The 20,419-nt window shown below is 63.6% G+C and carries 20 protein-coding genes; 10 read left to right on the top strand and 10 right to left on the bottom strand.

All coding sequences use genetic code 11. The annotated features are described in order from the left end of the window. The gene (locus tag CIT25_RS11535; RefSeq protein WP_095484640.1) at positions 1-1,056 is read left to right on the top strand and encodes a Gfo/Idh/MocA family protein; all 1,056 of its coding nucleotides are present in this window, start codon (positions 1-3) and stop codon (positions 1,054-1,056) included. 226 nt (positions 1,057-1,282) lie between these two features. Next, the gene (locus CIT25_RS11525) at positions 1,283-2,281 is read left to right on the top strand and encodes an ABC transporter ATP-binding protein (RefSeq protein ID WP_095484638.1); all 999 of its coding nucleotides are present in this window, start codon (positions 1,283-1,285) and stop codon (positions 2,279-2,281) included. A gap of 41 nt (positions 2,282-2,322) precedes the next feature. On the opposite strand, the gene CIT25_RS11520 is transcribed toward CIT25_RS11525, so the two are convergent. From CIT25_RS11520 to CIT25_RS11500, 5 genes are all read right to left on the bottom strand, one after another. Continuing rightward, complete coding sequence (locus CIT25_RS11520; RefSeq protein WP_095484637.1) at positions 2,323-3,168, bottom strand: fumarylacetoacetate hydrolase family protein; 846 nt, start codon at positions 3,166-3,168, stop codon at positions 2,323-2,325. Positions 3,169-3,315: 147 nt separating this feature from the next. After that, a complete protein-coding gene (locus CIT25_RS11515) occupies positions 3,316-4,047 on the bottom strand; it encodes an SDR family oxidoreductase (RefSeq protein WP_095484636.1) in 732 nt (243 codons plus the stop codon). Positions 4,048-4,226: 179 nt separating this feature from the next. Further along, a complete protein-coding gene (locus tag CIT25_RS11510; protein ID WP_095484635.1) occupies positions 4,227-6,599 on the bottom strand; it encodes an aldehyde dehydrogenase family protein in 2,373 nt (790 codons plus the stop codon). A gap of 14 nt (positions 6,600-6,613) precedes the next feature. After that, positions 6,614-7,663: a deoxyribose-phosphate aldolase gene (gene deoC / locus CIT25_RS11505; protein ID WP_095484634.1), complete on the bottom strand. Its 1,050-nt coding sequence runs from the start codon at positions 7,661-7,663 to the stop codon at positions 6,614-6,616. Positions 7,664-7,824: 161 nt separating this feature from the next. Next, entirely contained in the window at positions 7,825-8,652 is an 828-nt protein-coding gene (locus tag CIT25_RS11500) for a ferredoxin--NADP reductase (RefSeq protein ID WP_095484633.1), read from the bottom strand. A gap of 232 nt (positions 8,653-8,884) precedes the next feature. On the opposite strand from CIT25_RS11500, the gene CIT25_RS11495 reads away from it, so the two are divergent. The 6 genes from CIT25_RS11495 to CIT25_RS11470 all read left to right on the top strand — a co-directional run bounded on the left by CIT25_RS11495 (position 8,885) and on the right by CIT25_RS11470 (position 15,464). Then, the gene (locus CIT25_RS11495; RefSeq protein WP_095484632.1) at positions 8,885-10,969 is read left to right on the top strand and encodes a hydantoinase/oxoprolinase family protein; all 2,085 of its coding nucleotides are present in this window, start codon (positions 8,885-8,887) and stop codon (positions 10,967-10,969) included. Position 10,970: 1 nt separating this feature from the next. After that, positions 10,971-12,686: a hydantoinase B/oxoprolinase family protein gene (locus CIT25_RS11490; protein WP_095484631.1), complete on the top strand. Its 1,716-nt coding sequence runs from the start codon at positions 10,971-10,973 to the stop codon at positions 12,684-12,686. Continuing rightward, entirely contained in the window at positions 12,658-13,164 is a 507-nt protein-coding gene (locus tag CIT25_RS11485; RefSeq protein ID WP_095484630.1) for a hypothetical protein, read from the top strand. The genes CIT25_RS11490 and CIT25_RS11485 overlap by 29 nt, the downstream gene beginning before the upstream one ends. Continuing rightward, a complete protein-coding gene (locus CIT25_RS11480; protein WP_158302540.1) occupies positions 13,121-13,402 on the top strand; it encodes a hypothetical protein in 282 nt (93 codons plus the stop codon). Before CIT25_RS11485 ends, CIT25_RS11480 begins: the two co-directional genes overlap by 44 nt. A 104-nt stretch (positions 13,403-13,506) precedes the next feature. Continuing rightward, positions 13,507-14,283: an ABC transporter substrate-binding protein gene (locus CIT25_RS11475; RefSeq protein ID WP_095484628.1), complete on the top strand. Its 777-nt coding sequence runs from the start codon at positions 13,507-13,509 to the stop codon at positions 14,281-14,283. A gap of 65 nt (positions 14,284-14,348) precedes the next feature. Further along, positions 14,349-15,464 carry an aminomethyl transferase family protein gene (locus tag CIT25_RS11470; protein ID WP_206072935.1) on the top strand — a complete coding sequence of 372 codons (1,116 nt, stop codon included), beginning with the start codon at positions 14,349-14,351 and terminating at the stop codon, positions 15,462-15,464. A gap of 2 nt (positions 15,465-15,466) precedes the next feature. On the opposite strand, the gene CIT25_RS11465 is transcribed toward CIT25_RS11470, so the two are convergent. The 4 genes from CIT25_RS11465 to CIT25_RS11450 form a co-directional block, all read right to left on the bottom strand. Continuing rightward, a complete protein-coding gene (locus CIT25_RS11465) occupies positions 15,467-16,123 on the bottom strand; it encodes a methionine ABC transporter permease (protein WP_095485088.1) in 657 nt (218 codons plus the stop codon). Next, a complete protein-coding gene (locus tag CIT25_RS11460; RefSeq protein WP_095485089.1) occupies positions 16,104-17,192 on the bottom strand; it encodes a methionine ABC transporter ATP-binding protein in 1,089 nt (362 codons plus the stop codon). The genes CIT25_RS11465 and CIT25_RS11460 overlap by 20 nt, the downstream gene beginning before the upstream one ends. 101 nt (positions 17,193-17,293) lie before the next feature. Then, positions 17,294-18,148 (bottom strand): MetQ/NlpA family lipoprotein, encoded by an 855-nt coding sequence (locus tag CIT25_RS11455; protein WP_095484626.1) that lies wholly within the window; start codon positions 18,146-18,148, stop codon positions 17,294-17,296. A gap of 264 nt (positions 18,149-18,412) precedes the next feature. Further along, positions 18,413-18,940, bottom strand: coding sequence for a methyltransferase family protein (locus CIT25_RS11450; RefSeq protein ID WP_095484625.1), 528 nt, complete (start codon positions 18,938-18,940; stop codon positions 18,413-18,415). A 94-nt stretch (positions 18,941-19,034) separates the two neighbouring features. On the opposite strand from CIT25_RS11450, the gene CIT25_RS11445 reads away from it, so the two are divergent. Together CIT25_RS11445 and CIT25_RS11440 are read left to right on the top strand one after the other, a co-directional pair. Then, positions 19,035-19,523 carry a MarR family winged helix-turn-helix transcriptional regulator gene (locus CIT25_RS11445; RefSeq protein WP_158302539.1) on the top strand — a complete coding sequence of 163 codons (489 nt, stop codon included), beginning with the start codon at positions 19,035-19,037 and terminating at the stop codon, positions 19,521-19,523. Between the two features lie 204 nt (positions 19,524-19,727). Next, positions 19,728-20,042 carry a hypothetical protein gene (locus CIT25_RS11440; RefSeq protein ID WP_095484623.1) on the top strand — a complete coding sequence of 105 codons (315 nt, stop codon included), beginning with the start codon at positions 19,728-19,730 and terminating at the stop codon, positions 20,040-20,042. Between the two features lie 83 nt (positions 20,043-20,125). Here CIT25_RS11440 and CIT25_RS11435 read toward each other — a convergent pair whose 3' ends face one another. After that, positions 20,126-20,359: a hypothetical protein gene (locus tag CIT25_RS11435; RefSeq protein WP_095484622.1), complete on the bottom strand. Its 234-nt coding sequence runs from the start codon at positions 20,357-20,359 to the stop codon at positions 20,126-20,128. Between the last annotated feature and the right edge of the window lie 60 nt (positions 20,360-20,419).

Below are 20,419 nucleotides of genomic sequence, written 5' to 3'. Positions count from 1 at the left end.
ATGGCCGAACCTCTTCGCGTCGTCGTCGCCGGTCTGGGCAATATGGGCCGCAGCCATGCGCTGGCCTATCACACCAATCCGGGGTTCCAGATCGCGGCACTGGTCAACCGCTCGGACGTGCCGTTGCCGGCCGGGCTTTCCGGCTATGATATCAGGCGCTCCTTCGACGAGGCGCTGCGCGACGAGAAACCCGATGTCGCCTGTATCGCCACCTATTCCGACAGCCATGCCGACTATGCGGTCAAGGCGTTCGAGGCCGGCTGCCATGTCTTTGTCGAAAAGCCGTTGGCGACGACGGTGGCGGACGCCAAACGCGTGGTCGCGGCAGCCAAGGCCAACGGCAAAAAACTGGTGATCGGCTACATCCTGCGCCATCATCCGTCCTGGATCAGGCTGATCGCCGAGGCGCGCAAGCTCGGCGGCCCTTACGTGTTCCGCATGAACCTCAACCAGCAATCCTCCGGTCATAGCTGGGAGACGCACAAGCAATTGATGCAGACGACGTCGCCGATCGTCGATTGCGGCGTGCACTATCTCGACGTGATGCTGCAGATCACCGACGCCAGGCCGGTCGAGGTGCGCGGCATGGGGCTGCGGCTGAGCGATGAGATCGCGCCATCGATGTACAATTACGGCCACCTGCAGGTGCTGTTCGACGATGGCTCGGTCGGCTGGTACGAGGCCGGCTGGGGGCCGATGATCTCGGAGACCGCCTTCTTCGTCAAGGATGTGATCTCCCCCCATGGCTGCGTGTCGATCGTCATGAAGGAGGGTGTCAGATCCGATGACATCGACACCCACACCAAGACCTCGACCATCCGCCTGCACAGCGCGGCAACCGGTGCGGACGGCAAGTTCGCCAAGGCGGATGAGATGCTGTCGATGGAGGGTGAGCCCGGCCATCAGGATCTCTGCGATCTCGAACAGTTTTTTTTGCTGAAGGCGATCCGCGAGGATCTCGACTTGACCCGCCACATGGACGACGCGGTGAAGTCGCTCGCCGTCTGCCTTGCCGCCGACGAGAGCGTACGCAGTGGAAAGGCGGTGCGATTGTGACAAGAGAATTATCGTCCGGAGTTGCGCTCTACGGCGCCCCCCTCTGGCCTGCCGGCCATCTCCCCCTCAAGGGGGGAGATTTGCCGTCACGTTTTCTTTCGCCAATCACCAACATCGAGAAGAGTGCGGCGGCGTCAAAGCTGCCAATCTCCCCCCTTGAGGGGGAGATGGCCGGCAGGCCAGAGGGGGGTGCTTCTGCGCCCACATTCCAATCCGGAGGAACGCCGTGGGCTCGCTGAACATCGAGAATGTGAAGAAGGCCTTTGGGCCGGTCGAGGTGCTGAAAGGCATCAACCTCGAAGTGACCGATGGCGAGTTCGTCGTCTTCGTCGGCCCCTCCGGCTGCGGAAAGTCGACGCTGCTCAGGGTCATCGCCGGACTGGAGGATTCGACCTCGGGGCGTGTGGTGATCGACGGAGCGGACGTCTCCGCAACGCCGCCGGCCAAACGCGGCATCGCCATGGTGTTCCAGACCTACGCGCTCTACCCGCATCTGACGGTGAAGAACAATATGGGCCTCGGCCTCAAGCAGGCGGGCACGCCGGCGGCCGAGATCGACCGCCGCATCGGCATTGCCTCCTCTATGCTGTCGCTGGAACCCTATCTCGCAAGGCGCCCGGCCGAGCTTTCCGGCGGCCAGCGTCAGCGCGTCGCCATCGGCCGCGCCGTGGTGCGTGAGCCCAAGCTTTTCCTGTTCGACGAGCCGCTGTCGAACCTCGATGCAGCACTGCGCGTCAACACGCGGCTGGAGATCGCGCAATTGCATCGCCGGCTGAAGGCAACGATGATCTATGTCACCCACGACCAGGTCGAGGCGATGACGTTGGCCGACAAGATCGTCGTGCTCAACGCCGGAAAGATCGAGCAGATCGGCGGGCCGATGGAGCTTTACAATTCCCCGGCGAATGAATTTGTCGCCGGCTTCATCGGCTCACCGAAGATGAATTTCGTCGACGGCGCCAGGCTTGGCGAGACGGCCAAGACCATCGGCGTCCGTCCCGAGCACTTGACCGTCGATGCGAAATCCGGCGCCTGGAAAGGCACGGTCGTCCATGCCGAGCATCTCGGCGCCGACACCAACCTCTATCTCGACTGCGAGAAGGCCGGCCTGATCACCGTGCGCATCTTCGGCGTCTACAATGCCGAGCCTGGTGCCACGCTTTATGCGACGCCGGATCCGGCGAAGACCTATCGGTTCGGGGCCGATGGCAAGGTGCTGAAGTAGCGCCTCTTCCTTCTCCCACAAGGGGAGAAGGCAGAGCGCCGCTACAAATCCGCCTTGAACGTCTGCTTCTGGATGCCCAGCCCTTCGATGCCGAGCTCGACGACGTCGCCGGCCTTGAGGAACACCGGCGGCTTCATGCCGAGGCCGACGCCGGGAGGCGTGCCGGTGGAGATGATGTCGCCCGGATGCAGCGACATGAACTGGCTGAGGTAGGAAACCAGGTAGGCGACGCCATAGACCATGGTCTTGGTCGAGCCGTTCTGCATCGTCTTGCCATTGACCTTCAGCCACATCGGGATGTTCTGCGGGTCCTTAACCTCGTCCTTGGTCACCAGCCACGGGCCGATCGGCCCGAAGGTGTCGCAGCTCTTGCCCTTGGTCCACTGGCCCTGACGCTCGGCCTGGAAGGCGCGTTCGGAAACGTCGTGCGCGACGCAATAGCCGGCGACATAATCCAGCGCCTCGGCCTCGGTGACATATTTCGCGGTTTTGCCGATGACCACGCCAAGCTCGACTTCCCAGTCGGTCTTGACCGAGCCGCGCGGGATCAGCACGTCGTCATCAGGCCCGACGATGGCCGAGCTCGCCTTCATGAAGATGATCGGCTCCGGCGGCACGGTGGCGCCGGTCTCGGCGGCGTGGTCGGAATAGTTGAGGCCGATGCAGATGAATTTGCCGGTGCCGGCGACGCAGGCGCCGATGCGCGGCTTGCCGGAAACCGCCGGCAGCGATTTTGGATCGAGCTTCGACAATGCCTCGAGGGATGCCGGGTCGAGCGCCTTGCCGGCAATGTCGGTGACATGGGCGGAGAGGTCACGGATCGTCCCATCCGCATCGAGCAGGCCGGGGCGTTCGCTCCCCGCCTCGCCATAGCGCAGCAGTTTCATGCAATTTTTCTCCCAGTTGCGACCAGAGGCCGTTTGCAAACTCGCTCCGCTGAGGCGAATGGAGCGGAGCGTACCTAAAGTACGTGAGCACCGGAAGCGCAGAAAACCGCGCTAGGCGCCCGGCGGAGTAGAGTTCCAAATGGCCTCTTAAATCGACCAGCCACCGTCGATATTGTAAGCCTGTCCCGACGTATAGGTGGCGCCGGCCAGATAGACGGCGAGATCGGCAATTTCCTCTGGTGTGCCGAGGCGGCCCATCGGCTGGCGGGCGATGAAGGCGGCGCGAGCTGCCTCGTAGTCGCCCTGCGCATGCATGCGGTCCTGCAGCGACGGGCTTTCGACCGTGCCCGGGCAGATGGCGTTGCAGCGGATGCCCTTGCCGACATAGTCGGCGGCGACCGATTTGGTCAGGCCGATGACGGCCGCCTTGGTCAGCCCATAGACGAAGCGGTTTGGCACGCCCTTGGTCGAGCTGGCCAGCGACGCCATGTTGATGATCGAGCCATCGCCGCGCTCCAGCATGCCGGGCAGCACGGCGCGGATGGTGCGGATCATCGAGCGGACATTGAGATCATAGGCAAAGTCGAGGTCGGCGTCCTTCATCTCGAGGATCGAGCCCGAATGGACGAAGCCGGCGCAGTTGAACAGCACATCGACGGCGCCTATCTCGGCAAAGGCGGTTGAAACCGCCTCGTCATTCAGCACGTCGAGCTTGCGGGTCTTGATCCCAGGCGTCTTGCCGAGTTCGGCGAGCATCACCTCGTTGATGTCGGTGGCGTGGACGACAGCGCCCGCCTTGGCGAAAGCCAGCGCGCTCGCCCGGCCGATGCCCTGCGCCGCCGCTGTGACGACAATGATCTTGCCTGCCAGGTCCGCCATGCTTTTCTCCTCTGTGGCCGCCCGGTTTTTACCGGCACGCGGCCAAGGCGCAATGTGCCAGATAGGCACTATCGTGCCGCCTGTATCGCTGTTCGCGTAAATGTTTTTTCTCGGTAAAGAACATCATTTCTGCCGTCAAGCCCGAACGTTTTTTGTCCGACCGCGTGAAAGGCGACCGCTCAGTCGCCGTAAGGTACCCAGACGTTCTTGACCTCGACGGCACGGCGCAGGAAGGCATCGCCGGCGGCCTCGATCGACGCCCAGTCGAGGCTGCGGCCGTTGCCGGTCCAGACGCGCTTGAGATTGCCGACGGAGTCCGCTTCCGCCTTGGCGCAGGTTTCCACATCGGCGAACACCCAGAGCCCGTCGACATCGTCATGCTTGGCCAGCACGCCGGCGAGCTCGGCGGTGCGGCCGGTGACGATGTTGATGGCGCCGGCCGGAACGTCGGAATATTCGATGACCTGATAAAGATCGGTGGCGAGCAGCGGATATTTTTCCGAAGGCACCGCGACCACAGTGTTGCCCATGGCGAGCGCCGGCGCAACCAGCGAGATCAGGCCGAGCAGGGGCGCATTGTCGGATGCCACGATGCCGACGACGCCGACCGGCTCGTGCAGTGCCAATGTGACGGCGCGGGCCGGCGGCTGGTGGACGCGGCCTTCGAACTTGTCGGCCAGGCCGGCATAGAGGAACAGCCGCTCGATCGACAACTCGACCTCTTCGCGCGCGGCCTTGGCGGTGGCGCCGACGAGCTGAGTGAGGCGCGCCGCAAACTCGTCGGCACGGCCGGACAGGTTCTCGGCCAGATAGTAGAGCACTTGGGCACGGTTGTAGGCGGTCGCCTCCGGCCAGGCCTTGCAAGCGCGGGCAGCGGAGACGGCGTCGCGGATATCCTTGCGGCTGCCGAGACCAACCTCACCGGCAAGCTTGCCCTTGGCGGTAGCCACCGCAATCGAATAATTGCCGTCCGGCCGGACCTGCTTACCGCCGATGAACAGTTTTGCCGTGCGATCGATGGCGTCGCTTTCGGCCTGCTCGACAGGCTGGGCGGAAGCCGTTGCCGGCTTGATGACGGGGCCGAGCGGCAGCTTTGCCGAGAGATATTCGAACATGCCCTCGCGCCCGCCTTCGCGGCCAAAACCGCTCTCGCGGTAGCCGCCGAAGCCGCAGGCGGCGTCGAACATGTTGGTGCCGTTGACCCAGACGACGCCGGCCTTCAATTGCGGCGCGACGTGCAGTGCGAGGTTGACGTTCTCGCTCCACACCGAGGCGGCCAGCCCGTAGCGCGTGTTGTTGGCGAGCTCGACCGCTTCCTCGGTGTTGCGGAAGGTCATGGTGGCGAGCACCGGGCCGAATACCTCCTCCTGTGCCAGGATGTTAGCCGGCGAAACGCCTGTCGCCAGCGTCGGCAAGTGGTAATAGCCGGAGGACGGCAGCGCCACGTCCGGCTGCCAGCAGACAGCGCCCTGCTTGGCGCCTTCGGCAACCAGTCCCTTGACGCGATCGAGCTGGGTCAGGTCGACCAGCGGGCCGATATCGGTGTTCTTGTCGAGCGGGCTGCCGACGCGCAACCGGCTCATCCGCGTCTTGACCTTGGCGATGAAGGCGTCGGCGATGCCTTCCTGCACCAGCAGGCGCGAGCCGGCACAGCAGACCTGGCCCTGGTTGAACCAGATGCCGTCGACCAGTCCCTCGACGGCGCTGTCGAGATCGGCGTCCTCGAAGACGACGAAGGCCGACTTGCCGCCAAGTTCCAGCGACAATTTCTTGCCGGAGCCTGCGGTGGCTTTGCGGATGATCTTGCCGACCTCGGACGAACCGGTGAAGGCGATCTTCTGGACGCCGGGATGATTGACGATTGCTGCGCCCGCTTCGGGTCCGCCCTGGACGATGTTGACGACCCCCTTCGGCACGCCGGATCGTTCGCAGATCTCGGCAAACAGGATGGCGGTGAGCGGCGTGAACTCGGCCGGCTTCAGCACGATGGTGCAGCCCGCGGCGAGCGCCGGCGCGATCTTCCAGGCCAGCATCAAAAGCGGGAAGTTCCACGGGATGATCTGGCCGACGACGCCGACGCCCTTATGGCCGGGAAAATCCCTGTCCAACGCCTGCGCCCAGCCGGCATGGTGGATGAAATGGCGGATGGCCAGTGGCACGTCGATGTCGCGGCTTTCGCGGATCGGCTTGCCATTGTCGATCGATTCCAACACCGCGAACAGACGCTGGTGGCGCTGCATGGAGCGGCCGATGGCATAGAGCACTTTTGCTCGGCTGTAGCCTGAGGATGCGCTCCACTTCGGCAGCGCTTTTGCCGCGGCCGAAACCGCGGCATCGATGTCGGCGGCACCGGCATCCGATACCTTGGCCAACAATTTGCCCGAGGCAGGATCGCTGGTCTCGAAGGTCTTGCCGCCTGTGGCTGCTTTCCAGTCGCCGCCGATGAACAGTGCTTTGGAAAAATCGCGCGCGGCAAGCCAGGCATCAGCCTCGTTGCGGGCTTCCGGCGCCGGACCGTATTCCATGGCATGATAGCGTTCGAGAATGTTCATCAGGGGCTCCGAAATCACGCCATCGCGTGGCGATGATTGGCCGAGTAGTGGCCCGTGAGATGGTGCTCGAGCTGGCGCTCTATGTCGGTCAACAGGCTCGACGCGCCGAAGCGGAACAGGTCTGGCTCCAGCCATCGCCGGCCGAGTTCTTCCTTCATCAGCACCAGCCAGTCGAGCGAAGCCTTTGCCGTGGAAATGCCGCCGGCCGGCTTGAAGCCGATGAGGTAGCCGGTTTCCTCGAAATAGGCGCGGATGGCGCGCACCATGGCAAGGCCGACCGGCAGCGTCGCGTTGACGCTTTCCTTGCCGGTCGAGGTCTTGATGAAATCGGCGCCCGCCATCATCGCCACCATCGACGCCAGCATGACGTTGCGCAGTGTGGCGAGGTCGCCGGTGCCGAGAATGACCTTCAGATGCGCCTCGCCGCAGGCGGCGCGCATCGAGACGATCTCGTTATAGAGCTCCTGCCATTTCGCCCCGAATACCAGGCCGCGCGGGATGACGACGTCGATCTCGTTGGCGCCGTCGCTGACCGAGGCTTCGATCTCCTGCAGGCGCGTCGAAAGTGGGGTGAGGCCATGCGGGAAAGCGGTGGATACGGCGGCGACATGGATGCCGCTGCCGCGCAGCGCCTCGACGGCGGTGGCGACAAAGGGATGATAGACGCAGACCGCCGCCGGGCGGATCTTTTCACCAGTAATGCCGAGGCCTTCGACGATGTCGCGGCGGAACGGATTGACCGCCTTGGCGCAGAGCCGGCGCACGCGCTCTTCGGTGTCGTTCGAGTTCAGCGTGGTCAGGTCCATGCAGGCGACGGCGCGCAGCAGCCAGGCGGCCTGGTTGTCGGCCTTGATCGACCGCCGCTTGGTCAGGCTGGCGACACGCCGCTCCAGCGCCGAGCGGTTGACGCTGCGCATCGATTCCATGAAGCCGAGATCGAGCTTCATGCCGGGATTGCGGGCAATACCGTGCGCTTGCGGCGCCGGCGCATTGGCGGCGGTGCGCGCTGGCAGCGGCGTGATCTTGGACGCACCGAGATCGGCTTCGCGGATTGTGCTGCTCATCTCCTGCCCCTTTGTTCAGCGACGTCCACCGAGGATAGCCCGTGAAGCAGCGCTTCACGAGTCCTTCAAGCGGTCATAGTTGAAAAAGGCCACGAAAGCAGCAGATTTTTGACCGTACGGTCAAAACTTGCATGAGGCGGACGCCACAGCGTCCCGACGCCTCAGCCGACGAAGGCGCGCTCGACGACGAAGCTCGCCGGATGATGCAGCGAACCTTCCTGGAAGCCGAGGCTTTCGGCCAATTCCTTGACGTCCTTGAGCATATGCATCGAGCCGCAGATCATGATGCGGTCGGTCTCCGGATCAAGCTTGTCGATGCCGAGGTCGGTATAGAATTTGCCCGAGCCGATCAGCGCGGTGATGCGGCCCATGCGCTCGGAAGTTTCGCGCGTCGTCGAATTGTAGAGCGTGACGCGGCCGCCCGTCAGATCGCCGATCAGCGGATCGTTCTCCAGCGCCGCGACCAGCTCCTGGCCGTAGGTGAGCTCGGCGATGTCGCGACAGGTGTGAGTCAGGACGACTTGCTCGAACTTCTCATAGGTTTCGGGGTCGCGCAGCAGGCTGGCGAAAGGCGCGATGCCGGTGCCGGTCGAGATCATGAACAGGCGCTTGGCCGGGGTCAGCGCGTCGACCACCAGCGTGCCGGTCGACTTCTGCCGCATGATGACGGTGTCGCCGATCTCAATCTTCTGCAACTCCGAGGTCAGCGGGCCATCCGGCACCTTGATCGAGAAGAATTCCAGCTCGTCGTCCCAAGCAGGGCTGGCGATCGAATAGGCGCGGTACACCGGCTTCTCGGCGTTGGGCAGGCCGATCATGACGAACTCGCCGGAACGGAAGCGCAGCGACTGCGGCCGGGTGATGCGGAACGAGAACAGCCGGTCGGTATAGTGCTTCACCGAGACGACGGTCTCGGCATAGACATTGGCCGGTATAGGGAACTGCAACGGCCGGGCGTCGGCGGTGTTGAGCGCGGATGTGGTGTTCATCAAACCTAACCTTCTGGCCCGGGCTCAAGACCCAATCTTCAGATGGGCGCCAAACCTTCTCCTGCGCGCCCGAACCGATCAGGTTCCGGCGTGCCGTTTGCACACTGCGAAGCGGTAAGCTCTTGTGTCCGGAATTTATTAGTATACAAATGATATTTGCGTCAAGACGCCAGCGTGAAACACCTTTCCAAACTGAGACATATCAGTAGTCCGGGCATTTCGGGTTTCGACAATGAAAGAGAATTTTTCGGCGCAGACGCTGGATTCCCTGGGCAGTGTCGTCGCCGGCATCGACGTCGGCGGAACTTTTACCGACCTGCTTCTGATCGACGGCCGTGGCGGCGGCCGGGTGCATATCGCCAAGACCCCGACCACTATCGACAACCAGGCCTTCGGCGTCGTCTCGGCGCTCGGCGCCACCGGCTTCCCGGTCGACGGCATCGACCTCATCGTGCACGGCACGACGACCACCACCAACGCAGTTCTGGAACGCCGGCTGGCTAAGACCGGCATGATCACCACGCGCGGCTTTCGCGACGTCATCGAGCTTGGCCGGCGGACACGGCCGCAGGCCTATGGCATGACAGGGACCTTCGTCCCGATCATTCCGCGCAATCTGCGGCTTGAAGTGTCGGAGCGCGTCGAAGCCTCGGGCGCGGTGCGCATTCCGCTCGACGAAGCCGAGATGCGCGACGCGGTGAAAAGCCTGATCGAGGCCGGCTGCGAATCCCTCGTCATCCATTTCCTGCATTCCTATGCCAATCCGGCGCATGAGCGGCGGGCGGCCGAGATCGCCGCCGAGCTTTGGCCAAACGGCTACATCACGTCAGGCCACGCATTGCTGTCGGAAGCGCGCGAATTCGAGCGCGGCGTGACCGCCTCGGTCAACGCTTCGGTGCAGCCGATTCTCGAACGCTATGTCGAGCGGCTGCGCAAGGAATTGGGATCGCAAGGCTATGCCCGCGACTTCCTGATTATGAACGGCAATGGCGGCATGATCTCGGCCCGCTTTGTCACACGTGAGTCGGCCAAGACCGTCATGTCCGGCCCGGCCTCCGGTGTTATCGCCGCCGCTTATACGGGGAAACGCGCCGGCTTCGAAAACCTGGTCACCTACGACATGGGCGGCACCTCGACCGACGTGGCACTGATCCGCAATGCCGAGCCGGCGGTGTCGAACGAGATCGAGATCGAATATGCGATGCCGATCCATGTGCCGATGGTGGCGGTGCATACCGTGGGTGCCGGCGGCGGCTCGATCGCCCGCGTCGATGCGGCAGGCCTGATCCAGATCGGCCCTGAAAGTGCCGGCGCCAATCCCGGCCCGATCTGCTACGGGCGCGGCGGCATCGAGCCGACCATCACCGATGCCAATCTGGTGCTCGGCCGGCTGGCGCCGAAGAAGCTGCTTGCGGTCGAGAATCCGGTCACCGTCGAGCATGTTACCGGAATATTCGAGGACCGGATCGGCCGTGCCACCGGCCTGTCGGGTGTCGAGGCGGCGGGTGCCGTGCTACGGCTGGGCAACATGAAGATGGCCGGCGCTATCCGCATGGTTTCGGTGTCGCGTGGCCACGACCCGCGCGATTTCGCACTGTTCGCCTTCGGCGGCGCTGGGCCGCTGCATGCGACGGCACTGGCGCGCGAGCTCGGCCTGCCCAAAGTGCTGGTGCCGGCGCGGCCGGGCATCACCAATGCGCTCGGCTGCGTCGTCGCCGATCTCAGGCACGATTTCGTCAATACGGTTAACCAGCCGGTGGCGGGGCTCGATGAAGCCCAGCTTCACGCCGTATTGGAACGGCACCGAAACGAAGGCGAGGAGTTGATCGGCAAGGAAGCGGTGAAACCGGAGACGATCCGGGTCACGCATTCCGCCGACATGCAGTTCGTCGGCCAGACCCACATCATCAACGTGCCGCTGCCGTCGTCCGCTGTGACGCGCGAGGTGCTGCAGCATCTCTTCGAGAAGGCCTATTTCGCCCGCTTCAAGGTCGAGTTGCCGGAGATCCGCGCCAACCTGGTCAATCTCAACACCTCGGTGACGGGTGTGCGTCCGGCGATCGATCTGTCCCGGCTGATCGACCCGGCAGGGCGCGCCAAAACGCTCGATGAGGCGCGACGCGAGGTCCGGCCGGTCTGGTATGGCGGGCGGTGGCACGACACACCGGTCTATGTCAGGGAGAAGCTGCCCCTCGACGCCGTCATCGAAGGCCCGGCGATCCTCGAACAGATGGACGCCACCACCGTGCTCGAGCCCGGCGACCGGGCGCGATCGGATGTCGACGGCAACATCATCATCGACATTGGTGAGGCCTGAGATGGAAAAGCTCGACGCGATCACGCTTTCGGTCATCCAGGCGGCGTTGCAGCAGGTCTGCGACGAGATGGACCTGACGTTTTCGCGCGCCGCCTTTTCGCCTGTTATCGCCGAGGCCAACGATCGCTCCGACGGCATCTATTCCGCCGTTGACGGATCGCTGATCGCGCAAGGCAGCCAGGGTCTGCCGGTGTTCGTCGGCGTTATGCAGTATTCGACCAAAACCGTGATCGAGATGATCGCCGACGGACGCTGCCTGCCGCCCGAGCCAGGCGATATCTACATCGTCAACGATCCCTATCTCGGCGGCACCCACCTGATGGATGTGCGCTTCGCCATGCCGGTCTACAGGGATGGCAGGATTTTCTGCTGGCTGTCGAACACCGGCCACTGGCCCGACATTGGCGGCTCGGTGCCAGGCGGCTTTTCCGCCTCGGCAACGGCGGTCGAGCAGGAGGGCCTGCGGCTGCCACCGGTGAAACTGTTCAAGAAGGGCGTGCTCGATCGCGAGATCTACGCCATCATTTGCTCGAACATCAGGGTTGCCGACCAGCGCATCGGCGACATCCGCGCGCAGGCGGCGGCACTGCTGATCGGTCAGGACCGGCTGAACGGAATCCTGGATCGTTACGGAGATGAAACGGTCGTCGAGGCGATCGCCGAACTGCGCCGCCGCGCCGCCGAGCAGATGCGCGCCAACATATCAGCCATTCCCGACGGCATTTACCGCTCGCAGGCCTTCGTCGATTCCGACGGAGTGGTGAACGAGCCGCTGACCATCGCGCTTGCCGTGGAGAAACAGGGCGACACGCTTAGCTTTGATTTCTCCGGCTCGTCAAAGCCTTGCGCGGGGCCGATGAACAGCGTGCTGGCAACGACCTTGTCCTCGGTCTATCTCGCAATGCGCCATATTTTCCCCGACGTGCCGATCAGCGCCGGCGCCTTCGAGCCGCTGATCGTCAAGCGGCCGGAAGGCACCTTCCTCGACGCAAAATATCCGCGCCCGGTGTCCGGCTGCGCGGCCGAGGTTTCGCAGCGCATCGCCGAGGCCGTGTTCGCGGCGATGGTGCAGGCCCTGCCGGACAAAGTGACGGCGGCTCCGGCCGGCTCCAGCGGCAATTTCGCGCTCGGCGGCAACGATCCGGCCCGCGGCCGCGACTATGTCATGTACCAGATCTCCGGCGGCGGCTATGGCGGCAATGCCGGTCATGACGGCCTGACCAATGGCTGCTCGACCATAGGCATTTCAAAATCGCCGCCGGTCGAGATCATGGAGCAGGCTTTTCCGGTGCTCTATCGCCACTATGCCTTGCGCGAAGGCTCGGGCGGCGCCGGCAAGCATCGCGGTGGTTTTGGACTCGCCTATGAGGTCGAGATCCTGCGCGGCGACGCCCGCGCCTCCTTCGTCATGGACCATGGCCGCTTCGGCCCGCAGGGCGCGCTCGGCGGCAAGGACGGCGCGGTCAACACGGTGACCGTGTTCCGCGACGGCAAGGAACATGTGCCACCGCACCTCTCCAAGGAGCAGGACATCGCGCTGAAGGCCGGCGACCGCGTGCGCGTCGGCACGCCCGGCGGCGGCGGCTATGGCGACCCGTTGCAGCGCGACCCGGAACTGGTCGCTCAGGACGTCAGGCTAGGGTACTATACAGCCGAGCAAGCCAGGGACATGTTCGGGATCGTAACGGATGACCAATCCAAATCCCCGAGGCGCTGAGCCTGCGTCTGAACTGGCTCACGCGGTCGAGCGTGTCTACCACATCTTCGCATCTTATCCGTTGCCCCGGCTTCTCCATAGCTCGCCGATCGAAAATGCGGAGGCAATCTTTCGGGCAGTATCCAGTGCTGAGCTACGGCAACTCAGCGGCGAAAAACTCGGCACCTATGCCGGATCGGCCATATGGACAGTCGGCGACGTCGATGACTACCGGCACTTTCTGCCGAGGGTGCTTGAACTTGCCATCCAAGGCGAACCTTCGATGGGGTTCGACGCCAACGTGATTGCCGCAAAGCTCGAAAGGACCGCTTGGCGCGATTGGCCATCGGAAGAACAGCAGGCCCTCGAAGCCCTGTTTCAGGCTGCCTGGCGAAAAACGTTGACCAAGCACCCCGATAAAGGGAATGCAGTTCCCTGGCTGGAGGGCATGGTAGTTGCCGGAATGGATGTGGCAACTGCACTGGCCGCCTGGGCGTGAAAGCCCTTACCCCGAAGCCATGCTGCACTGTGCGGACCTGATCACCGGCAACATCAAGAAGCTCGACAAGGGACGCGTGGTCGTCAGCGAACAGGTAACCGCATGGCTTTTGTCCGAAAGCCTCGCCCGGCATTTGTTCACCGTCGCGGTCGAGGCCCCGTTGCGCCCAGACGATCGCGAAAGGCTCGCTTGGGCGAGCGAGATCATCGAGAACAATCTGAAGCTTCCCGGAAACTAAAGGCAATTCCCGGCCGCGCCGCGATCGCCGTAGCGCATGTCGTTTCCGTCTCCGCCGGGGGCACAAAACCCCGTAGACTTGCCCCTATCAACGGAGATTGGATCATGCGCTTTTTCGGTCGTTTCGTGCTTGCCGCGTCCGTCGCCATAATTGCCGCCACGGGTGCTGCCTCTGCCCAGGACAAGAAACTCAGGCTCGGCACCGAAGGCGCCTATCCGCCCTTCAACTATGCCAATGCCGACGGCACGCTGGGCGGCTTCGACATCGATCTCGGCAAGGCGCTGTGTGCGCAGATGAAGACCGAATGCGAATTCGTCGTGCAGGATTTCGACGGCTCGATTCCGGCACTGCAGGCCGGCAAGTTCGATGCCATCATCAACATCACCATCACGCCGGAACGGGCCGAGAAGGTCGACTTCACCCACAAATACTACCAGACGCCGCCGGCTATCGCGGTGCCGAAGGATTCGACTGTCACGGGCACCTCGCCCGAGGATCTGAAAGGCAAGGCGCTGGGCGTGCAGAGCGCGACGATCCACCAGAATTTCGCCGAACAGAAGTACGCAGGCTCGACCATCAAGCCCTATCCGACCGGTGACGATGCCCGCACCGACATGGTCAATGGCCGTCTCGACGCGGTGATGGACGGCTCTATCCTGCTGACCGAGTGGCTGAAGAAGCCTGAAGGCGCCTGCTGCAAATTGCTCGGCACGCTGGCGCCGGACCCGGCCATTCATGGCCCCGGCGTCGGCATCGCGCTGCAGAAGGGCAATAAGGAGTTGGCCGCCAAGCTCGATGCGGCGATCGACGCGCTGCGCGCCAACGGCAAATACAAGGAAATCAACGACAAGTATTTTGCCTTCGACGTCTACGGCAGCTGATCGAAGCTACGCAGCGGGAGCGCAGTCGCGCTCTTCCGGCCCGACGACGAGTGACGGAGACATTCGTGCCCGAACGGCGATCTCCTTTTTATAGCAGCATCGTCGGGCTCGGCGCGACGATGGGCCGGGTCGGCGGCGATTTCATCTCGGCAAAATATTACTCCGGCATTGCAGACGAGCATCTGAACACCCGCAAAAATGTCGGTGTCCAGGACCTCAGCACGATGGGCAAGATGGACATCAAGGGTCCGGACGCCGAGGCCCTGGTCAACCATGTCATCGTCAACGATGCCGCTGCCATGCGGCCGGGCCAGGTGCGTTATTCCACCATCTGTCGCGAGGATGGCGGCATCATGGATGACCTCACCGTGTTCAGGCTCGGGCCCGAGCATTTCATGCTGGTGACCGGCTCCGTCAACCGCCAGAAAATGCTGCCCTGGCTGCTGCATCACGCCGAGCGCCGAAAAGCCTATGTCACCGACATCACGGCGGCCATCGCCTTTCCGACGATACAGGGGCCGCGCTCGCGCGAGCTACTGAAAGTGCTGGTGCAGGACGCCGACCTGGATGGCCTGAAACGCTGGTCGTTCACATCAGGGCGGATCGGCGAGACGAAGCTGCTGATCTCGCGCACCGGCGTGACCGGCGAGCTCGGTTTCGAGCTTTTCGTGCCGGCCGACGAGGCCACTGCCGTCTGGGACATGCTGATGCGGGCCGGCCGCGATTTCGGCCTGAAACCCTATGGCGTGCTGGCGATGTTCACGCTTGGGCTGGAGAAGGCCTATCCGGCGCACGGCATCGACATGGACGAGACCCGCACGCCGTTCCATGTCGGCCTTAACAGCTGGATCAAGTTCGACAAGGGCGATTTCGTTGGCCGCGAGGCCTTGCTCAAAGTTCGCGACACAGGCGTCGACGAGCGCTGGACCGGGCTGACCGTCGAAGGCGGCACGCCGGCCGTAACGCATGCGCGGGTTCTAGCCGGCGGCGAGGATGCCGGCATCGTCACTTACAGCGACCACGGCTACTCGCTGGGCAAGGTGCTGGCGACCGCGCATCTTCGGCTGCCGTTCACGCAGATCGGAACGGAACTCAGCATCGACATCGACGGCACGCCAACACGCGCGATGGTGTCGGCGATGCCGTTCTTCGACCCGGACGGGGTGAGGCTGAGGGCCTGATCCTACGCCCTGTGATCCAGCCTGGCCACCAGCCGGTCGCCGGCCCACTGGATGCCGCAGACCAGGATGATCAGCACGATGACCACGGCGACCATGACTGATGTCTCGAAGCGCTGGTAGCCGTAGCGGATGGCGAGGTCGCCAAGCCCGCCGGCGCCGATGGCGCCTGCCATTGCCGAGGCGCCGATCAGCGTCACCAGCGTCACCGTGAAGCCTGCGACGATGCCGGGCAGGGCCTCCGGCACCAGCACCTCGCGGATGATTGTCCAGCGGTTGCCGCCCATGGCGCGCGCCGCCTCGATCAGGCCGTGGTCGACCTCGCGCAGCGACACTTCGGCGATGCGGGCATAGTAGGGCGTGGCCGCGATCGACAGCGGCACGATGGCAGCCCAGGTGCCGATCGAGGTGCCGACGATCAGCCGTGTCACCGGGATCAGCGCGACCAGCAAGATGATGAACGGCACCGAGCGGAAGCCGTTGATGACAGCGCCGAGGACGCGGTTCACCCACAGGCTTTCGGCGATGCCGCCGCGGTCGGTGGCGACCAGCGCCAAGCCGAGCGGCAGTCCGAAGAGGAGCGAAATGAATCCGGACGCGGCCGTCATCAGGATCGTCTCCCAGATCGAACGAAGCAGGAGCTCAAGCAAAACTGGCGACATGGCCAAGCACCTCCACCCGCGCCTCGCGGGCTCTCAAAAACGCAATCACTTGTTCCAGATGAATTGCATCGGCAGCCGGCACGGCCAGGAACAGCGTGCCGACAGGCTGCCGCTGGACATAGTCGATGCCGCCATGCACGAGGCGGAATGAGCCGGGAACCGCTGCGGCAAGGTCGGACAGCAGCGGGCCGCGCGCCGCCTCACCCGCCACGTCGATTTTCAGGATCGCCTCCGTGCCGGCGCCCTGCGTCAGCCGGCGTGCGATCTCCGCCGGCAATTGCGGCCGGATGCCGCCGAGCAGACTTTGCGTGATCGCCGACTTCGGATCGGCAAAGACCGACCACACCGGGCCTTCCTCGACAATGCGGCCGGCGTCGATCACCGCGACGCGGTCGGCGATCGAGCGGATCACCTCCATTTCGTGGGTGACGAGCAGAATGGTCAGGCCGAGCTGCCGGTTGATGTCTTTCAAAAGCGCAAGAATGGAGCGGGTCGTCTCCGGGTCCAGCGCCGAGGTGGCTTCGTCCGAGAGCAGCAGCGCGGGCCGGGCGGCAAGCGCCCTGGCAATGCCGACGCGCTGCTTCTGGCCGCCCGACAGCGATGCCGGATAGGCTTTCGCCTTCTCCGACAGGCCGACGAGCTCGAGCAGCTCGGCCGCGCGCGCCAGGCGTTCGGCCCTGGGGTGGCCTTCGATCTTGAGCGGCAGCGCCACATTGTCCTCGACGGTCTTGGCCGAGAGCAGGTTGAAGTGCTGGAAGATCATGCCGATGCGCCGCCTGAGCGGCTGCAATTCGCGCTCGCCGAGCCGGCTGATCTCGCGACCTTCGATGAAAACCTGGCCGGAATCCGGCCGCTCCAGACCGTTGAGGCAGCGGATCAGCGTCGACTTGCCGGCGCCGCTGCGGCCGATGATGCCGAGAATCTCGCCCTTCTGCACAGCGAGCGACACGCCGTCGAGCGCCGGCGTCGCGCCGAAGCGGCGCTTCAGCCCGGTGAGCCGCACGACGTCCTCCGGCCGCTCCGGGGTGCCGACCGGTATCTTGGCAGTTGCGGGGAAATGCTGGTTCATGGCCGTTCCTGTTTCGGCGGTCCGTAGAATAGGATTGCGGCCCGCGCGCTGGGCGCGGACCGCTTTTTTCATATCCCGGGACGCCCCGGACCCATGTCGCATCAATAGGCGCTGAGGCCGGTGCCCTTGTAGACCTTGTCGAACTCGGCCTTTACCGCCTCGTTCTGATAGGAAGCCACCAGTGTCTTCACCCAGGGCTCGTTCTCGTTGCCGGCCTTCACCGCAATGAAATTGCGATACGGATTGTCGGCGATCGGCTCCTGCGCGATGCGGTTTTCGGGGGTCAGGCCGCTTTTCAGGGCCCAATCCGTGTTGACCACGGCCGCGTCGAGGTCTTCCACCGAACGCCCGACGATGCCGGCGTCGAGCTCCTTGATGACCAGTTTCTTCGGGTTGTCGGCGATATCGGCCGTTGTCGCCAGGATACCGGTGCCGTCCTTCAGCTTGATCAGGCCCTCATTCTGCAGGACGCGCAGCGCCCGGCCTTCATTGGACGGGTCGTTCGGCACGCCGATGACGGCGCCCTCGGCCAGGTCGGCGACCTTAGCAAGCTTCTTGGAATAGAGGCCGATCGGCCAGACGCCGGTATAGCCGACGGGGACGATGTGATAGCCCTGCGTCTTGATCTGATTGTCGAGATAGGGCTTGTGCTGGAAAGCGTTGGCGTCGATTTCGCCACGCTCCAGCGCCTCGTTCGGCTGAGTGTAGTCGTTGAACACCACGGTCTCGATCGTCAGCCCTTTCTCGGCCGCCTGCGCGGTGACGACGCGCCATACGTCTTCATCCTCACCGCTGATGATACCAACCTTGATCGCCTTCTTGTCCTCGGCAAAGGCCGAACTGGGCGCAGCCAAACCGGCAATTGCGACGGCCGAAGCGAAAAGTAATGCAAGACCTGTGCGGCGATTTATAGTTGGCGAAAAGGATGACAGCAAAGTGTTGGTAATCCCTATCATGATTAATCCCGTCCGTTGTTAGATCATGGCGGCCAAGCAAAGTGCGAAGCCTTATGCACAGCATCGAGGATGCTGGCCGCCGGATCAAAGAACCGCGTTTCTCGCCAGATGCGAAGCCGGGAATATTCTCTCAAAGATTATGCGATTGCGAGCACAGGGGCGCTTACCGCGTCCATCGTGTAGGCGGGGCACGCCATTTTCGGCGAGATCCCTTCGCGCAACCAGACGCAACGCGGTCGCTTTCTCCGTCCGCGCTTTTCCCGCTCAGAGCCACCGCCGCACGCTTTGCCTGTAGTCGCGATACGCATCGCCGAAGCGCCGCTCGAGATAGGCCTCCTCGCGGGCGACGACGCCGTAGCGGATCAGGATGGCAAGCGGCAGCGTGAGGACAAGGATCCAAATATTCTCCGCGGCGACGCCGATGCCGCCATAGATGAGGAACATGCCGAGGTAGATCGGATTGCGCGTCCATCCGTGGATGCCAGTCGTCACCAGCACGCGCGTCGGCTCATTCGTGGGCACCGGGGTCGCAGCTAGAGAGAAGTTGCGAATGCCCGCGATGAAAAGCGCAAAACCGATCAGCATCAGCGAGCCGCCGATGATCCAGGTGACCAGGTCATTTCCCGCAACCGGGAACGGTAAGCGCAGCAGGCGATCCAGGACGAAGCCAATCAGAAGAGCGGCGAGAAAGAGCAGGGGCGGTCTCGCGATGACGCCTGCGGTTTCGGTGTCGGTTTGCCCAGCCATTGCCATGTCTGCTCCCGCAGATGCTTGAGGCGTTACGAAGCCCATAGCCGCCTAGAAACGACAACTAAGGTGTCATTCTAGAAGTTGACAACAGCGGTGTCAATCGCGGAAATTGGCACGGACAGAGGGAATGGAAGCGATGGCGGCACGACACAACCGAGGGACAGGGGCCATCGTTGACGGCAAGGCCGCTGCGATCGCCGAGCTGATGCTCGAAGTGGCCCAGTGCTTCTTCAGGATACGGGCTCTCGGCCAGAAGACAGGGCTCATCACCAGTTGGGGCGGCGGTGCGTTCGGCTTCATGCGAAGCCTCGCGCTGCTTGGTCCGCTCACCGTGCCGCAGATCGCCCAGATGCGGCCCACCAGCCGTCAGCGCATGCAGCGGCTGGCGGATGAGCTTGCGGCCGAGGGGCTCGTCGAATTCATCGACAATCCGAAGCACCGGCGCTCGAAGCTCGTGCAGCTGACGCGCAAAGGCGCCGCGCGCTACGGCGAGCTGAACGCCCAGCTCCTGGCGATCGCCTCGACCATGGGCACCGCTCTCGGCGAAGCGGATATCCGCAAGACCGCCGAGATCGTGCGGCAGCTCAGCGATGATGTGAAAGTGCGGTCGGAGCGGCTGCGCTGACGCAAAGGCGGCGCGGCGCCATTGATGGGAATCCTGCTCGAGCGCCTCCCCGATCTCGTGCCGTTTCAGCCTGGATGCGCCTGGCTGTCGCCACTTCCGTCCGGACCCGCCGGCGAACAGTTGCCGACCGGAACCTCTGCGGAGCTGAGACGTTCGAACCGCAGGAGCTGAGAGCTGCGCCTGCAATCGGCAAAGAGTACTGCAATGGCTCAGAAACCAAAGATAACGACAGGCACGAACGACCGGCCGCGCAACGAAACCATAGGCCAATCCGGCGAAGGTCTGCCTGATGACAGCAGTACGTCGCTTGAAGTCGACGAAACCGTGGTCGCTCGCTTGAGAAACCAGCTGCAAGGCAAACCTGAGCAATTTGGGGAAGCCAATCCCGACCAAGTCCCGGCAGGCATTCCTGGCGCCGGCGAGAATATCTGTCACCGCTGCGCAGGGACAGGCATGATCGACGGCCGCACCTGCCCCGAATGCGGCGGAACCGGAAAGGTGACGACGCCGATAGGCTGAGGCGATCAAGACAGCGATCACGTTTCGCGGTAATTTCGATCGCTGAAGCGCCAAGGAGTCTGGTGCGACGGAAATTGCGCGGATCAGATCGCCGGCACCCACTTCCAGAACACGCCCTCCATCCGTTCGGGGTAGTGCTTGAACTCGCATTCGAAGCGCCATCCGTAAGTCTTGGCGGCCGCCAGCGCTGCCGGGCTGACCGGGTTCATGCCCGTTCCCGGCGCGAACCAGTCTTCCAGCAAGTCGTCGGGTATGTAGGCGCCGATCCTCAAAGGCAGCTTTTCGAGGACGACATCCATTTCGTCAGGTGCGGACAATGGCTTCTCCCTTCAATATCTATCTGCGAACAAGTCATTCGAAGCCGATTGGGTTCCAGG

The sequence above is a fragment of the Mesorhizobium mediterraneum genome (genome assembly GCF_002284565.1).
Taxonomy (GTDB): Bacteria; Pseudomonadota; Alphaproteobacteria; order Rhizobiales; family Rhizobiaceae; genus Mesorhizobium; species Mesorhizobium mediterraneum.
Note: the sequence above shows the minus strand (reverse complement) of the source record. Positions and strands in the feature narration are given on the sequence as shown.

Excerpts from the sequence above, each read along its gene's own strand:
- CIT25_RS11535 (WP_095484640.1), top strand. The coding sequence starts at position 1 with ATGGCCGAACCTCTTCGCGTCGTCGTCGCCGGTCTGGGCAATATGGGC.
- CIT25_RS11520 (WP_095484637.1), bottom strand. The coding sequence starts at position 3,168 with ATGAAACTGCTGCGCTATGGCGAGGCGGGGAGCGAACGCCCCGGCCTG.
- CIT25_RS11515 (WP_095484636.1), bottom strand. The coding sequence starts at position 4,047 with ATGGCGGACCTGGCAGGCAAGATCATTGTCGTCACAGCGGCGGCGCAG.
- CIT25_RS11510 (WP_095484635.1), bottom strand. The coding sequence starts at position 6,599 with ATGAACATTCTCGAACGCTATCATGCCATGGAATACGGTCCGGCGCCG.
- deoC (WP_095484634.1), bottom strand. The coding sequence starts at position 7,663 with ATGAGCAGCACAATCCGCGAAGCCGATCTCGGTGCGTCCAAGATCACG.
- CIT25_RS11500 (WP_095484633.1), bottom strand. The coding sequence starts at position 8,652 with ATGAACACCACATCCGCGCTCAACACCGCCGACGCCCGGCCGTTGCAG.
- CIT25_RS11495 (WP_095484632.1), top strand. The coding sequence starts at position 8,885 with ATGAAAGAGAATTTTTCGGCGCAGACGCTGGATTCCCTGGGCAGTGTC.
- CIT25_RS11490 (WP_095484631.1), top strand. The coding sequence starts at position 10,971 with ATGGAAAAGCTCGACGCGATCACGCTTTCGGTCATCCAGGCGGCGTTG.
- CIT25_RS11485 (WP_095484630.1), top strand. The coding sequence starts at position 12,658 with ATGACCAATCCAAATCCCCGAGGCGCTGAGCCTGCGTCTGAACTGGCT.
- CIT25_RS11475 (WP_095484628.1), top strand. The coding sequence starts at position 13,507 with ATGCGCTTTTTCGGTCGTTTCGTGCTTGCCGCGTCCGTCGCCATAATT.
- CIT25_RS11465 (WP_095485088.1), bottom strand. The coding sequence starts at position 16,123 with ATGTCGCCAGTTTTGCTTGAGCTCCTGCTTCGTTCGATCTGGGAGACG.
- CIT25_RS11460 (WP_095485089.1), bottom strand. The coding sequence starts at position 17,192 with ATGAACCAGCATTTCCCCGCAACTGCCAAGATACCGGTCGGCACCCCG.
- CIT25_RS11455 (WP_095484626.1), bottom strand. The coding sequence starts at position 18,148 with ATGATAGGGATTACCAACACTTTGCTGTCATCCTTTTCGCCAACTATA.
- CIT25_RS11450 (WP_095484625.1), bottom strand. The coding sequence starts at position 18,940 with ATGGGCTTCGTAACGCCTCAAGCATCTGCGGGAGCAGACATGGCAATG.
- CIT25_RS11445 (WP_158302539.1), top strand. The coding sequence starts at position 19,035 with ATGGCGGCACGACACAACCGAGGGACAGGGGCCATCGTTGACGGCAAG.
- CIT25_RS11440 (WP_095484623.1), top strand. The coding sequence starts at position 19,728 with ATGGCTCAGAAACCAAAGATAACGACAGGCACGAACGACCGGCCGCGC.